Source organism: Flexithrix dorotheae DSM 6795, assembly GCF_000379765.1.
Lineage (GTDB): Bacteria > Bacteroidota > Bacteroidia > Cytophagales > Flammeovirgaceae > Flexithrix > Flexithrix dorotheae.
The window spans coordinates 113,293-128,430 of the sequence record NZ_KB903436.1 but is presented as its reverse complement, the minus strand read 5'-3'; the positions used below and the strand labels follow the sequence as shown (position 1 = coordinate 128,430).

The 15,138-nt window shown below is 37.6% G+C and carries 8 protein-coding genes; 4 read left to right on the top strand and 4 right to left on the bottom strand.

Translation table 11 applies throughout. From position 1 onward, the window contains the following. Positions 1–119: 119 nt before the first annotated feature. The 3 genes from A3EM_RS0111440 to A3EM_RS0111430 form a co-directional block, all read right to left on the bottom strand. Entirely contained in the window at positions 120–1,640 is a 1,521-nt protein-coding gene (locus A3EM_RS0111440) for a RagB/SusD family nutrient uptake outer membrane protein (RefSeq protein WP_020528351.1), read from the bottom strand. Between the two features lie 78 nt (positions 1,641–1,718). Continuing rightward, a complete protein-coding gene (locus A3EM_RS0111435) occupies positions 1,719–5,045 on the bottom strand; it encodes a SusC/RagA family TonB-linked outer membrane protein (RefSeq protein ID WP_020528350.1) in 3,327 nt (1,108 codons plus the stop codon). 137 nt (positions 5,046–5,182) lie between these two features. Then, on the bottom strand, positions 5,183–6,178 hold the full coding sequence (locus A3EM_RS0111430; protein WP_020528349.1) for a FecR family protein: 996 nt from the start codon (positions 6,176–6,178) through the stop codon (positions 5,183–5,185). A 245-nt stretch (positions 6,179–6,423) separates the two neighbouring features. Here A3EM_RS0111430 and A3EM_RS0111425 point away from each other — a divergent pair, with 245 nt between their 5' ends. Beyond that, positions 6,424–7,029, top strand: a complete 606-nt coding sequence (locus A3EM_RS0111425) for an RNA polymerase sigma-70 factor (protein WP_020528348.1) — start codon at positions 6,424–6,426, stop codon at positions 7,027–7,029. A gap of 166 nt (positions 7,030–7,195) precedes the next feature. Here the strand turns inward: A3EM_RS0111425 and A3EM_RS45750 are convergent, their stop codons facing one another. Next, positions 7,196–9,487 (bottom strand): sulfatase-like hydrolase/transferase, encoded by a 2,292-nt coding sequence (locus A3EM_RS45750; protein ID WP_020528347.1) that lies wholly within the window; start codon positions 9,485–9,487, stop codon positions 7,196–7,198. 273 nt (positions 9,488–9,760) lie between these two features. On the opposite strand from A3EM_RS45750, the gene A3EM_RS0111415 reads away from it, so the two are divergent. The 3 genes from A3EM_RS0111415 (at position 9,761) to A3EM_RS42145 (ending at position 15,132) form a co-directional block, all read left to right on the top strand. After that, positions 9,761–10,447, top strand: a complete 687-nt coding sequence (locus A3EM_RS0111415; protein ID WP_157637839.1) for an RNA polymerase sigma factor — start codon at positions 9,761–9,763, stop codon at positions 10,445–10,447. 158 nt (positions 10,448–10,605) lie between these two features. After that, a complete protein-coding gene (locus tag A3EM_RS0111410) occupies positions 10,606–11,652 on the top strand; it encodes a FecR family protein (protein WP_026210239.1) in 1,047 nt (348 codons plus the stop codon). Between the two features lie 225 nt (positions 11,653–11,877). Beyond that, positions 11,878–15,132, top strand: coding sequence for a SusC/RagA family TonB-linked outer membrane protein (locus A3EM_RS42145; protein ID WP_157637838.1), 3,255 nt, complete (start codon positions 11,878–11,880; stop codon positions 15,130–15,132). The last annotated feature ends 6 nt before the right edge of the window (positions 15,133–15,138 follow it).

Genomic DNA, 15,138 nt, shown 5'->3' with positions numbered 1-15,138 from the left:
GGCACTTTACTATCAAGCAGGGCCTCTCTAATGAAAAGACCCTGCCAGCAAATTGGGTATTATTGGGCGCTTTTACCACAAACCGGGAAAATCAGAAATTTTAAAAGATCGCCCTTTTTTTACTCCGTTTCCGCTAAATTTGGATTAACAGCTAAAACCGGCCCAGGTATATACCAGTGGTAATCCCTTGGCGCCTGGAAGGTAGGTCGGTCTTCAAGGCGATCAGGATTTTCCTTAAACACCCAGTTGCCCATATCTCTTCGTTTAATATCGAACCATCGCTTAAACTCAAAGGCAAATTCCAGCCTCCTTTCGTCTATCACCAGGTCTATAAATTCATCTTTACTCAAACCTGTGGGCACATCTGCAGGAAAATCGGTCATTTTTCCATTCCAGTTTCTGGCTCTGGCTCTTACCTGATTTACATAGCCTTCCAATTCCGGTGAAACACCGTTTACCTCTGCTCCGGCTTCTGCAGCAATGAGTAAGATTTCTGCATACCTCATCAATGGAATATTATTCCCTGAATTATTGCCATTGGCCTGGGTGTTTTCATTGAATCTCCCTGCCCACTTTTCTATATGAGGTCGTGGAGGAAGAGGAAAAGTACTATAGTGTCTGAGTTCTAATCCGCCATCATTTGTCCTGAACCACATAGAATCCAGCATATTTACATCCTTCCGGTAATCTCTGTCATCCCAGGTTTCGAAGACCTTAGTTTCGGGAACAGCTAGTCCCCAGCCACCTGCTGCAGAACCTCTTACAGTGGTTAAAGGACCAATCCAGTCCCGGTTAATATCTCCATCATTGATATTTTGAAGATAATCTGCAGTGAAAATTGGTTCTATAAGCTGATCCTGTTTATCTTCAATAAAGAGATCTACATAATCTTCTTCCAGTCCATAATTGTATAAATTTTTATTGTCAATCACCCATTTGGCTTCTTTATAAGCATTGGCATAATCACCAATATATAAATAAATGGAAGCCAGCAAAGAGGCTGCCGTGCCTTTGGTAGGCAATGACCTGATTTTAGTATCTGTATTAGGACTAAGGTGATCTTTGGCAAATTGAAAATCTTCGATGGCATGTTGCAATAATTCTGCTTCTTTGGTAGATTTTATCTGCGCAATCGCATCAGTGTCTCTCACGAAAGTATCAATATAGGGGGCATCTCCCCACAACATGGCAATAAAATAATAGGAATAGCCCCGAATAAAATGGGCACTGGCCTGTGCTTCTTTAATCTCAGCATCAGTTAAATTTGGAACAAAGGTAGCTCCTTCAATAGCGGAATTGGCTCCACTAATCATCAGGTAAAATGTATTCCACATATTTTCAATGTGTACATTTCCCGGATCGAGCGGGAATTCATCATAACTTTGTCGGGCACCTAAAGCTCCAAACGTACTTTGACTACACATATCTGAGGACAACCACAGATAAAGAGGAAGTGCATCGCCCCATATATGGTGGTGAGGTAAATTGGCATAAGCACCTCTGGTCACAATTTCAACATCTTCCACAGATTGGAAAAATCCTTCCGGTGACAGAATATTGGTTGGGTTTTCCTCCAGATCAGTGCATCCAAAAGCCAAATAAATAAGGATAACCGATAAGTATATTTTATATTTTTTCATGATAATTTTTGTCAATGGTGAAAATTTTGAACCTGCAGTTTATGTGAATTAGTTTTGCAGATCATGTTCATCAGTTATTTAAAACCCTACATTTAATCCAACTGTAAAGGATTTTGTAGTGGGGTATGATCCGTAATCGAATCCCAATGTGCCATTTCTGTCCTGAATGGAGTTATTGGTTTTATATGCATTTTCGGGATCTACACCGGGATAGTCTGTAATGGTGAACAGATTTTGAGCACTCACATATAAGCGTAACTTTTTGATATTGAGCTTTGCAATTGCAGGGAAATTATAACCCAGGGCGATATTTTTTAATCGAATGTAGCCGCCATCATAAACAAATCTGGATGAAAATTTTCTGTTTCCTCCGTTTTGAGCCCTTGGAATATTGGAGCTTTTGTTGGTAGGTGTCCATCTTTCCAGGGCCAGGGTGGAGGCATTATTTTGCCCATAAAAGGTATTGGCTTCCAGCAGAGTATAACTGAACTTATCATTGCCCACAGAAGATTGAATAAAGAAATTCAGGTCAAAGTTTTTGTATTTAAAATCATTGGTCCAGCCCCAGATATAATCAGGATTGGGATCGCCTATGATTGTCCGGTCATCAAAATTAAAAATTCCGTCATTGTTGATGTCCGTGTATTTGGCTTCTCCTTCCCTTTGATTTCCACCCTGTAAAAATTCTTCCCCTTCCTGATAAACGCCCTCAAAAATATACCCGTAATAACTACCCAAAGGTTCTCCTTCCCTTAAGATATTGGGGTCTCTTAATTCCAGATGCCCCGGTCCGAAACCATAAAACTGATCGGAGTGGTCGGGTAATTCGGTAATTTTATTTCGATTGGCTGAAATATTAAAAGAGGTATTCCAGTCAAATTTTCCGGTAAGGATATCGGCACCAATAGAAAGTTCAACCCCTTTGTTGGACATTTTTCCTATATTCTGCAATTGGGAGGGAAAACCCGAATAAGAGGGCAAATCAATTTGGAAAAGCAGTCCTTCTGTTTCCATAGCATAAACATCAAATGTCACATTAATCCTGTTTTCCCAAAGGCCTAAATCCACACCAAAGTCAAGTTGAGTAGTGGTTTCCCAGGTCAGTTCATCATTTGAAATTGCACTTGGAATAAGTCCGTTTACCTGCTTACCATCCACAATGGTTAAAATTGGTTTCAAAGCGGCAAAAGTTTGGTAAGGGGATACCGCCTGGTTACCGGTCTGTCCATAACTTGCCCTGAGTTTGAGGTCAGTAACTGTGGAGCTGTTTTCAAGGAAATTTTCATTACCAATGTTCCAGGCAACAGCACCAGATGGGAAAAATGCCCATTTATTGCCTTCACTGAATACGGAAGACCCATCATATCTGCCAGTGAATGTGAATAAAAACCTATCCGAAAGACCAAAATTTAATCTGCCGAAAAAAGAACTGATAATTTGTTCTGTTAATCCGGATTGAGGGATAAGCTGTGTGGTACCGGCTGCTAAATTATTATAGGTGAATAAATCTGATACAAAACCCTGCGCACCAGCACTTACTCTTTCATTCTTTATCTTTTGATAGGAATATCCTGCTACGGCAGAAAAATTATTTCCCCCAAATGATTTTTTGTAGGTAAAGTAATTCTCATTCAATACAGAAAGGTTTCTGGAAGAAGTTACCTGGGCCACTCCACCCTTATTGTAGCCATCGAGCAAAGTAGTCGGGGTGTATTGGCCATAACCATTATTACTACTGTTTAAACCAATGGTGGTTTTAAAAGAAAAATCTTTCAGAAGGGCGTACTCTGCATAAAAATTAGACTGTAATTTATCTTCTCTGGAATCCCTGATTTCCTGTGTAGTGGCAGCATAAGGATTATCATAAGGCGTGGGAATCCTGGCCAGTGCAAAACTGCCATCAGGGTTATAAATTGGCACATCCGGTCCCATAAAATAAGCTCCAGGGAAGGCACCACCATGCGCTCCTGTCTGGGTGGGTGCACCGTCTTTTCTGGTATAAAAGGCAATTAAATTCAGCCCTATATTTAATTTTTTACTGGCTTTTAGATCGATATTGCTCACTATTGACATCCGATCGTAATTTGAACTTAGAATTATTCCTTTTTGATCATAGTAAGTTCCTGAAATGTAGTAATTTACATTATCTGTTCCTCCTGCAAATGAAAGCGAATAGTTTTGGGTAAAGCCAGGCTGAAGCACTTCACTTTGCCAGTCAGTATCCACTCCTTCGGGTCCTGGTACATAAGCTCCACCTGTGGCTTCATCCATCAGGTCGAGAAATTGGGCCCGGTTGAGCATGTCCATTCTGCCCACTTCCTTTTGGGTGGAAAAAGCACTTCCGAATTCAATCCTTGTCTTTCCCGATGCTCCCCTTTTAGTAGTTACCATCACCACTCCATTTGCGCCTCTTGACCCATAGATTGCTGTGGCTGAAGCGTCTTTTAGCACTTCTATTGATGCGATATCTTCGGGAGATGGCAATATACCTCCCACAAAACCATCCACTACAAAGAGCGGATCGCTACTGGCATTAATGGATGTAGATCCGCGAATTCGAATTTTATAACCAGCTCCCGGCTCACCACCATTATTTGATTCTACCTGAACTCCTGCTGCACGTCCTTGCAAGGCAGAAACTGCACTTTGAGTGGGGTAGGCTGTAAGTTCCTGAGGACTTACCGAGGAAACCGATCCGGTTAAATCACTCTTTTTAATAGCATCGTAGCCAATGACAATTATTTCACTTAATTGCTTTACATCCTGCGCCATGGAAATGTCAATTCGGGATTGCCCATTTATGGGAATTTCCTGAGCTTCATACCCAATAAAACTAAAAACTAAAATGGCATTATTGTCTTCAACAGAAAGGGAATAATCCCCATTAATATCGGTAACTGTCCCTAAAGTGGAGCCTTTCAGCAGGACATTGACCCCCGGTAAACCCAAACCAGAATCATCTGTAACCTTTCCCTTAATAATGGACTGTAGGGTCACGAATTCTTCAATGATTAATTTCTGTTTGATATCCAGCTTTGGGCGGGTAGAAACAGAGATATTATTGTTTACTCTTTTGAAATTCAGCCTGGCTTTTTTCCCAATGGAAAGTAAAGTCTGCTCCAAACTTCGTTTTTCAGTGGCAAGTGTTATTTTGGTGTCCGGCAATTCATTAGAATAGAAAAAAAACCTAAATTCACTTTGCTCTTCTATCTTTTTGAATACTGTGATCAGATTTGATTCCTCAAAACCAACAGTCAGATCTACTTCGCTGATCTTACGATACTTCTGAGCTTCCCCACTTGATGCAATAAGCATGGACACAGAGAAAGCCTGAAAAACTATACCGTAGAATAAAAGTTTCGACATTTTCTTAATATAGTCTAGTCCAATTAATTTCATTTTCATAATTTTGATTAGTTTTTTAAAACAATTTTTAGAGAACGGATTGGACTTCTGATTTTCGAATGATATTTAGCGATACGGTCGAGTCTCAGAAGTCTTTTTTTGTCTAGGAAGTATTTATTTTCATCATATCTTTTTGTTTAGTTAAATTTTAAAATGATTTGATCTCCATCAATCTGGTAGGAGAATTTTGAATAGCTCATGGATTGCAGCACATTTTCCAGTGATTGATTGTGGAATTCCCCATTTACCGATAGTTGTCTGTCTTTTAATTTCAAAATTTCAATCTCCACTCCATACCATAATTCCAGGGTTTGAATGGCATCTTCAAAAGGAGTGTTGTCAAAATAAATGACATTATCTTTCCATGAAACGACCTTCTTTAAATCGAAATGGCCTTTTTTAAGGATAGAAGTGCTTTTATGATAAATAACATTTTCACCCGGCAAAAGATAAGTTTCGCTCGATTTTTCCTGCCTGGTTTCATCGGTGTATTTCTCTACACGGACCTTTCCTTCGATTAAAGCGATATTGGTATTTTCAGCGTTTGGGTAGGCCCTGATATTAAATGAAGTACCTAAAACCGTGGTAGTAACCTTTCCTGTGCTCACTATAAAAGGCCTGTTTTTATCTTCTGCTACATCAAAATAAGCTTCTCCGTGCAATTCAATTTCCCTGGAATGTTCCCCAAATACTGCCGGATATTTGATGGTACTTCCTGCATTTAGTTTTATTGTGGTACCATCACTTAAGTTCAGTGTTTTCTTTTGGCCCTTTTCGGTAAAACTGGTCTTCAATTCAATCACCTGCAAATCCTGTTCTACACTTTGTTGAGAATAGTAATAATTTATCCCTAAGCCCAGAATAAAAATGGCAGCAGCTGCTTTCAGGAAATTTGGCATCCATTTTATTTCTTTAGCAGGATTGGTAGCCAACTTATTTTCCGGAGTGATTTTCATTTTAATATCTTTAAGAATCCGGGACTTAATAATATCTTGGTTATTATTGAGCACACTGGAAGTTTCTCCATTGGCTGCCAAACGATCAAAAAACATATTTAACAGTTCAACTTCCTGCTCAGTGGCTTCTTCAGCCGTGTATTTTTGCAGCAGTTCGTCAAATTCCTTTTCATTCATTTCAATTATAGTCAGTAAGGTTAAGAATAGTTAGTTTCAATTTTTTTAAAAGGACAAAACCTTTAAAAGGTATGGAAGCAAATCTTTTAACATTAAGATTTATCGGCTTTTACCATTAAGTATCACAACTTTAAAAAACCTTCTATTCCAATCTGATTTTTTTTAATGAGGATTTTAGTCCATAAATGAAAAGCCAGGTTTCAGGATAATAAATTTGGAATTAACTTATAAATTGGCAGTCTGTTTTGGAAATCAGATTTATAAACCATAATTTGTTCCAACATAGTCATTATACTGAATTGCCACCTGAAAATTACCACCATATTACCGATCTGGAACTAGTCGAACATCTTTCCAAGGATGAGATGGGTGCATTTGATGAATTGTATAATCGCTATTGGGAAAAACTCTATCAGTTTGCATTTAAAATTTTTAGGGATGATGAAATTTGCCGGGATATCATTCAGGAAGTTTTCCTGGATATATGGAGAAGGCGGCATGAATTGAAAATCCGGCATGTATCTTCTTTCATGTATCAGATGACTAAATTCCAGGTGGCTAACCAGATCAGAAAATCTAAAACAAGAAAGGCTTATCTGGAAACCATGAATGAAGTGAGCTTTGTTTATCATGTACTTGAGCAGGTTGAGTTTAATGAATTAAACAGCTATTTATCAGAAACCATGGCTGAACTGCCAGAAAAATGCAGAACTGTTTTTTACATGAGCAGGTTTGAAAATTTATCGAATAAGGAAATTGGAGAAAAAATGAATATCTCAGTAAGTACGGTTGAAAAACATATTCATAAAGCTTTAAAGTTTATAAGGAGCTCTTTGCATAGGTTTCAATAGATTAATTTAAATAAAAAAGAGACAGTCTGGCCTTAGTTTTAGTTGGGGAAACAAGATCTTTTCTGAAAGAAAAAGGTATCGGCCAACTAAAATTAAAGTGCCCAGACAGTCTCTTAAAGTAATGAAAGAGTTAAAGCAATCCGGAAATCTCTTATTTCGCAAATTTTTATTTAGAATAAGGTTTCAGGTTAATCCTTAGAATAATATCATCACAAGTTACATATAACATTCGACCATCCTCACTAAAAGCACAGTTAGAAGTCCTTTTAAAGGTTTTCAGGGTGCCCAGATGCTTGCCCTCAGGTGAAAAAATAAGCACTCCATCAGGGCCAGCCATAAATACATTCCCGTTTTTATCTATTTTTAATCCATCTGGTTTTTGCTTACTAATGCTGGATTTCCAAAGCGCTGTAGCATCAAAAAATATTCGTTTGTTATTGATTTTTCCTTTTCCAACAATATCATAGGCAATAATACTCGGCCGAACCGGGTGAGAATCTGCGATATATAAAGTTTTATGATCATGAGATACGGCTATGCCATTGGGAAATTCAATGTCATCTGAAAGCAGGGTTAGTTTTCCCTCCTTACTGAGGAAATAAACTCCTGCAAATCCAATGTCTCCTTTCGATTTTCCCAACCCAAAAGTGGGATCAGTAAAATACAAATTCCCTTCAGCATCATAAGTTAAATCATTTGGAGAATTAAATTTTTTGCCCTCATAGTCAGAAACAATTTGTTCGAATCTAGGATTGGATGAGTTGGAACCTTCTTTTAATTTGCTAAGTGCACGATCTCCCTGCTGGCAAATGACCAAATTACCCGCAGGATCTAAAGTAAGGCCATTGGAGCCTATTCCCCCTTCCTTTGGAGCAGTGCCAGTGTAACCTGCCGGAGAAACATGTACACTTAATCCATTGAGGTTATTCCATTCGTAAATTTTGTTTTGGGGAACATCAGAAAAAAGTAGTTTTTGACCATTGGGTTGCCACACGGGCCCTTCCGACCAGGTAAATCCCTCTGCAATTACTTCTATTCTGCAATGTGGGGAAACGATATCATCCAGAGCCGGATCAAGCCGTTCTACTTTTCCAATAGCCGGATATTTCTTTAAAGAATCCAGGATATGCCTGAACTTTGTTTTTAATGATTTAATTTCTGGTTTAATATCTTTTTCCTTTAAAGGCGTTTTCTCCAGCATATCCTGTTTGGTATTGTAAAACCGTCCATCTCCATATAATTTAAACTGGCTGTTCATCACAAATTCGGCTGGGGCGAACTGATCTTTATCTGCTCCGGGTTTGGGATTATAATACATATAAATCCAGTCCCTTCGGGGCTCATGCTTTCCTTCCAAAATGGGTAGAAAACTTTCTCCATCGGTCAGGAAATTTTCAGGAACCGAATTTCCTCCTACATCTAAAAGTGTAGGTAAAAAATCAATCGCATCAATCAATTCATTAGTTTCAGTGCCTTCCTGAATATGGCCGGGCCAGCTGGCTATAAGGGGTACCCGAATCCCTGTCTCTATGGTTAAGCCTTTTCCACCCTGAACCGTTTTATCTTTCATTTTTGAGAATATCAATTGGTGTGTTCCATTGTCTGCATAAAACAAAACAAGTGTTTCTTCCAGTAGTCCGTTATCTTCCAGGTTTTGGAGGATATCTCCAACAATTTTATCACAATATTCCACCATGTCTTTAAAATAGGTGGTTTCATCATCCATTCTGTGTGCAGTATTTGCCCAGATTTTGCTATCAGGGGTTGGGGAAAACGGATTGTGTGTAAGGGCCATGGGATAATAGACAAAAAAAGGCTTATCTCTGTCCTTTTTCACAAATTCATTGAGATAACTGGTGAAGATATCAGGACCATATTTTCCTTTGGTATCGGATAAAAACCGGCCATTCTGAAGGATGGTGGGATCAGCATAACGGGAACCTTTATCTTCGGTATGGCCGGTGTGCCATAAACAATATTCATCGAACCCTGCTTTATCTACTTTCATACCGGTATCCCTTCTGAATTCAGCCCCCGGATAATCAATAGGATCATAACTTTGCAGTTGCCATTTACCCACTATACAAGTGGCATAGCCCGCCTCCTGCATCAGGTGACCAAAGGTTTTTTGCCCGGGATCTAAAATACCAAAGGCTGACCAGTTTCTGAAATTGTATTTTCCGGTCATTAGCTTTACCCTGGTATTGGTGCATAATGGTTGCGCATAAGCCTGGTTGAATTTTAAACCACTTTTAGCCATTTTATCAATATTGGGAGTCTTGTAAGAAGTGCCACCGTAACAACCAACAGTTTCAAAACCCAGGTCATCTACCATGATAAGAATTACATTAGGTGGTTTTGAGCCTTCCTGCCCAAATAAAGGGTTATGAGGAAAATAAAGTAGGGTAAGTAAAAAAATGATATTTGAGCATAAATTTAAGAAAAGCTTTTTTTTCATATTAATGTTAAGAATAAAGTTTGTTGATCAATATCCTTAAGTATCCTTAATGCCAACTTCCTTCTATTTCGGTTAAATTTTATTTATGAAAGATAGGGTTAAATAATAATGACAATGTGATAAGAATGGAATTCTTTTCTTGTTTCGATCAGGATTATTTTATTAACTTATGCCAGATTTCCAGGTAAAAAAGGGTAAAATAGTTTAAGTATAGGGTAATTTAAAAGTTTTTTTTACTTTGGAAAACCTCTAACTTTACTACCTATAATGAAAATGAAAGCGACAAAAATAAATCAAACCAATCTGATAGTTTCCAAATCAGAGGCAGTTCCTTTACATTCTTCCCTTGTAAAAATGGAAGGGAAACCAGACATAGAAATCTGGGAAAATTTAAGAATGGGAAGTGAAGAAGCTTTCAGTTTTATATATTTTAAATACTTTCAACAATTGTTCAACTATGGACATCAGTTTTCTACAGATAGGGAATTTGTAAAAGATATTATCCAGGATTTATTTGTAGAAATAAAGTTGAAGCATAAACGATTGAGGGAATTAAAAACTTCCATAAAACCCTACTTATTTAAGTCATTAAGGAGAAAACTGCTGGAGAAAAGGTCCAAAATTAGTTTTGTGGGCGAGGAGAAAATTTATGTAGAGCACAGTTTTCAAATTGAATTTTCAATTGAAAATCAATTAATTCAAAAACAGGTCAACAAGGAAGTTTTAAAAAAGTTGGAAGAGGCCTTTCAAAAGCTTCCTGCACGCCAGAAAGAAGTGTTGATAAATTATTATTTTGAAGGGCTTGATTATAATGAAATTACGGAAGTCATGGGTTTCTCCAAGATTGAACATGCCAGGGTAATGGCTCACAGGGGAATTAAGAATTTAAGGAAAGAACTTGGAAATGATTTCGGATCATTGATTACATCAGTATTTTTTGCGGTTTTACCAAATCTTTAAAGTCTTTCGTGTCTGTTTGTTTTACTTGTTAATTTAATTCTACAGGGTATCCTACTGAAGGGTGATCTCCAAAAAGATTTCATTTTTTCATAAAAAAATATTCGAAGTAGTATATATCAAAAATATCCACCCCTCTATATAAATGTGAATATTGAACAATGATGAAATACGAGAATTATAGATTAGAGGATTTTCTGGAAGATGAATATTTTATTAAATGGGTAGTTAATCCAACTGCCGATAGTAACCTATTTTGGAATGCGTGGATAAACAGCCATCCTGAAAAACATGTGATGATCATCGAAGCCAAAAGTTTTATTTCAGGATTAAGATATAAAAATTATTTCAGGGCTACCGATGAAGAATTAATTGATTCTTTTGAAGGAGTATTAAAAAAAGCGCAAAAATCGAGGAATAAAAACAAGGTGTACAATGGATTTTTTCTAAAATTTTCTGTGGCGGCAAGTCTTTTATTTTTAATATTTTTCAGTTCACCGCTAAAAGATTATCTGACTTCCCCAAAGGATTTTTCCACTACTGGGGAGTATTTTTCGAAAGCTGCTACCAGGGGTCAGAAATTAACCTTTATCTTAGAAGATGGAACTAAAGTGATATTAAATGCGGAAAGTAAAATATCCTTTCCCGAAAAGTTTTCGAAGGGTAAAAGAGAGGTTTTTTTAACGGGAGAAGCATTTTTTGAGGTCACAAAAGACTCCATCCGGCCTTTTATCATTCATTCCCAAAATATTGTTACCACAGTTTTAGGGACTACATTCAATATAAGAGCATATCAGGATGAAAATGAAATTGAGGTTAACGTGGTAACCGGAAAGGTGAAGGTGGAAAGTAAGGATGAGTCAGAAAATATTGAATCTAACCACATTTTGTTTCCCAATGATATGCTGAGCTACAATAAGGAAAACAAGAGGATATTGAAAGAGGCAGTGAACCCGGGAGAAAAAACAGCTTGGAAAGACAATACTATTTTATTTGATAATAAGAATCTAAAAACAATCCTCAAAGAGTTGGAGCGGTGGTATAATGTAGAGTTTATTGTGGAAAATGATACGGAAGTTACCGGAACTTTTAGTGGCAGATTTAAAAATAAGAGCCTTCAAAATGTACTTGAGGGGTTAAGTTTTTCCTGCAATTTGGACTTTAAAATGGAAGGTCAAAAGGTTTATTTAAAAAAAGGGAATTTATAGAAATATACGCATTTTTTATTAAAAACTTATCGATATGAAAATGGATACAAGCTAAAAAAACCAGCTACACAAATGAAATGTAGCTGGCTTATTTTCCAATAATCTACCATCTGAAAAAGTTTGGTCGCTGTCTTCAGCACTGGTAGCGATTATTTGATGAAAAACATTACTCACCAAAAATCTTATAAAAATATGAAATTGAAATTTTTACAGCAAATTTTATATATGACTAGATTTGCATTATATGGAATTTTTATCCAGGCACTTTTATGTGGTTTACTCACTGCAAAAGACAGTGAAGCACAAAATAAATACTTAAACGATGTTTCCATTTCCATTTCAAAAAGGGATTCTCCCTTGAGAGGAATTTTTAGTGAAATTGAAAACAAGACTAATTTTGCGTTTACTTATAATCACGATATAGTAGACGATTCTTACCAACTTAGCCTGAAGTTTAAAAATGCTTCTTTATATTCAGTATTGAGCTATATTTCGAAAGAAGCCAAGTTAAAATTTAAAAGAATAGATGAGAATATTTATGTTACAAAGAACTACCGGATAGGAGAAAAAGGTATTGAGGAATACCAAAGGAATCAACAGGCCAGGGTTTCAGGAACTGTTTCTTCAAAGGAAGATAATGAACCCTTACCAGGTGTAAGCATTATTATAAAGGGAACTAAAATAGGTACCACTACCGATGTGAATGGTGGATTTTCAATTGAGGTAGGTGAAGGGGAGGTATTAGAATTTAGTTATATTGGGTTCAAAACCATTGAAATTCCAATTGGAAACCAGTCCCAAATTGAAGTAAAACTGGAACCAGATTTAGAACAATTAGAGGAGGTTGTAGTAATTGGATATGGAACAGCTAAGAAAAGTGACCTGACCGGTGCTGTTTCTCAGGTAACCTCCGAGGATTTCGAAAAACAGCCCATTGTCCGAACGGAAGATGCACTGAAAGGCCGGGCTCCGGGAGTTGTAGTATCCAATAATACAGGAACGCCCGGAGGTGATATTAAAATAAGGGTAAGAGGGGCAAACTCTATCACTGGAAATAATGATCCGCTTATTGTTATTGATGGTGTTATTGGAGGTAATTTAAGAACCTTAAACACCAATGATATTGAATCTTTTGATGTGTTGAAAGATGCTTCTGCAACGGCTATTTATGGATCAAGAGGTGCGAATGGGGTAATTATAGTAAATACTAAAAAAGGTAGCGGGGCTCCCCAGTTGGACATCAACTATTTTCATAGCATTGCAAACGTACCTGACAGAATTGATATTATGAGTGCCACTCAATTCTCGGAGCTTTATGACAGGCCAATCACCAAAGCTACTGATTATCAGGATGAATACCTCCAGACAGGTCATGCCGATAATCTTCAGTTTAATATAAGTGGGAAGGCAGAAAAAACAGGTTATTTTGTGTCTGGTGGTTATGTGGAACAGACAGGGAATATTATTAATACCGGGTACAAGAGGTATAATATTCGAACGAACCTCAATATGGATGTTTCCCAAAAATTGAAATTAGGATTAAACCTGTTTGGAAGTAGGGAAAGAAGGAAAAATTTCACTCAGGGTGGATTAAGACCTGATGGTGATCAAAGGGCTGGTATAACAGCTGCCCTTTCCTGGGATCCAACGTTACCTCCATGGAATGAAGATGGTACACCAAATCTAACCTCTCCGTACGGTTCAATATTAAATAATCCTCTGATTGTGCAAAACAATAGGGATAACCATTCCTGGGAAGATCGAATAAATACCAATCTGAATGTTTCTTATGATATCATAGATGGGTTGAATATAAGGTCCATTTTAGGAGTTAACCTGTACAATACCATGTTTGAAAATTATCAGGATTATCAAATCTATGAACCCAATGGATTTGCCGGAGCAGGAGGTGGCCATGGCAGAACCGAGGGCTATCAGTGGAGTAATATTTTAACCTGGGAAAAAGGCTTTGGAAATCATAATATCAAATTGACCGGAATTTATGAAATAACAGGCTCAGAAAGAAGGAACGGAGGGTTTACTGCTTCTAATTATATATTTCCCGCAACTTATGCAGTGCTCGAAATTGCTGAGGTTCAAAGAGCCAATGCCGACTATAATAAAAATTCCCTCCAATCCTTTGTGGGAAGGCTGGAGTATGGATTGAACAACAATTTATTCTTAACCGGAACCATCAGGCACGATGCTTCTTCCAGGTTTAGGGAAAATCAACGATCAGCAGTATTCCCGTCAGTTGGAGCGGCATACAATTTAAGTGAAATAAGCTTTGTAAAAGGCAGTAGTTTTATTGATAATATTAAGCTGAGAGCTGGTTATGGAGAAACCGGAAACCAGAATGTAGGCAATTATCTGACTTACCCAACCCTTTCCACCGGAACGAATTATCCATTAGACGGAGCTTCAGAAACTGTTGGATTGGCTCCGGGCAGGTTCGCTAATCCAAATTTACACTGGGAAACTACTAAGCAAATTAATGCAGGTATTGATTTTTCTTTTATCGCAGGAAGACTTAATTTCTCTGTAGATTATTATAAAAAGAATACTACAGATCTCCTCCTGAATGTACCAGTTCCGGCATTTGCCGGAGGTGGAACCATCACAGCTAACCAGGGGGAAGTTCAAAATAGCGGGTTTGAATTTATGTTGTCTTCGGATGTGATTGACAATGAAAGATGGCAATGGAATTCTGTTTTTACGGCTTCCAATAATAAAAATGAAGTTATTTCACTGGCTGCAGACCAAACACAACAGGTTACAGGATCTTCCGCTATAGGAGGAACGGGTTTGAGTACTCATATTTACAGGGTAGGGGAGGCTTTAGGTTCATTTTATGGGGCACAGTTTCTGGGTACATGGAGAACTGCAGATGCCGCAGCAAATGATGCTGCTCCAGGAGATGCTAAATACCTTGTGGATGAAAATGGCGATTTGGTACTGGGCATTATTGGGAATGGAACTCCAAAGTTTAACTGGGGTTGGAACAACACCATAAATTTCTCCAATTTTGATTTTAATATGTTCATTACCGGAGCTCATGGTTTTGAAATCCTTAATGCCACCAGGTCAATGATTTCTCTGGCTACCGGAAATGTCCTCCATGCCACCAGTACTGAATTTCTTAATCGATGGACTCCTGAAAATGAAAATGACATTCCAGCCTCGGGACAAAATATAAATCAATCTACAAGGTATATCGAAAAGGGTGATTTTATACGTTTCAGCAATCTTTCCCTAGGTTATAATGTACCCATCAACAATGGGTTGAGATCACTTAGGTTTTATATCAGTGCACAAAATGCATTTATTATTACCAATTATAGTGGTTATGACCCTGAAGCTTCATCGGCTAATAATAATACCACAGCTGGTATCAATAATAACGATACTGCCACAGGATTAGATTATGGAGCAATTCCAAATCCGAAAACATATACCCTGGGAATAAATATTGGCTTTTAAACTTTA

Coding starts and splice junctions, on each gene's coding strand:
- A3EM_RS0111440 (WP_020528351.1), bottom strand. CDS start 1,640: ATGAAAAAATATAAAATATACTTATCGGTTATCCTTATTTATTTGGCT.
- A3EM_RS0111435 (WP_020528350.1), bottom strand. CDS start 5,045: ATGAAAATGAAATTAATTGGACTAGACTATATTAAGAAAATGTCGAAA.
- A3EM_RS0111430 (WP_020528349.1), bottom strand. CDS start 6,178: ATGAATGAAAAGGAATTTGACGAACTGCTGCAAAAATACACGGCTGAA.
- A3EM_RS45750 (WP_020528347.1), bottom strand. CDS start 9,487: ATGAAAAAAAAGCTTTTCTTAAATTTATGCTCAAATATCATTTTTTTA.
- A3EM_RS0111415 (WP_157637839.1), top strand. CDS start 9,761: ATGAAAGCGACAAAAATAAATCAAACCAATCTGATAGTTTCCAAATCA.
- A3EM_RS0111410 (WP_026210239.1), top strand. CDS start 10,606: ATGATGAAATACGAGAATTATAGATTAGAGGATTTTCTGGAAGATGAA.
- A3EM_RS42145 (WP_157637838.1), top strand. CDS start 11,878: ATGACTAGATTTGCATTATATGGAATTTTTATCCAGGCACTTTTATGT.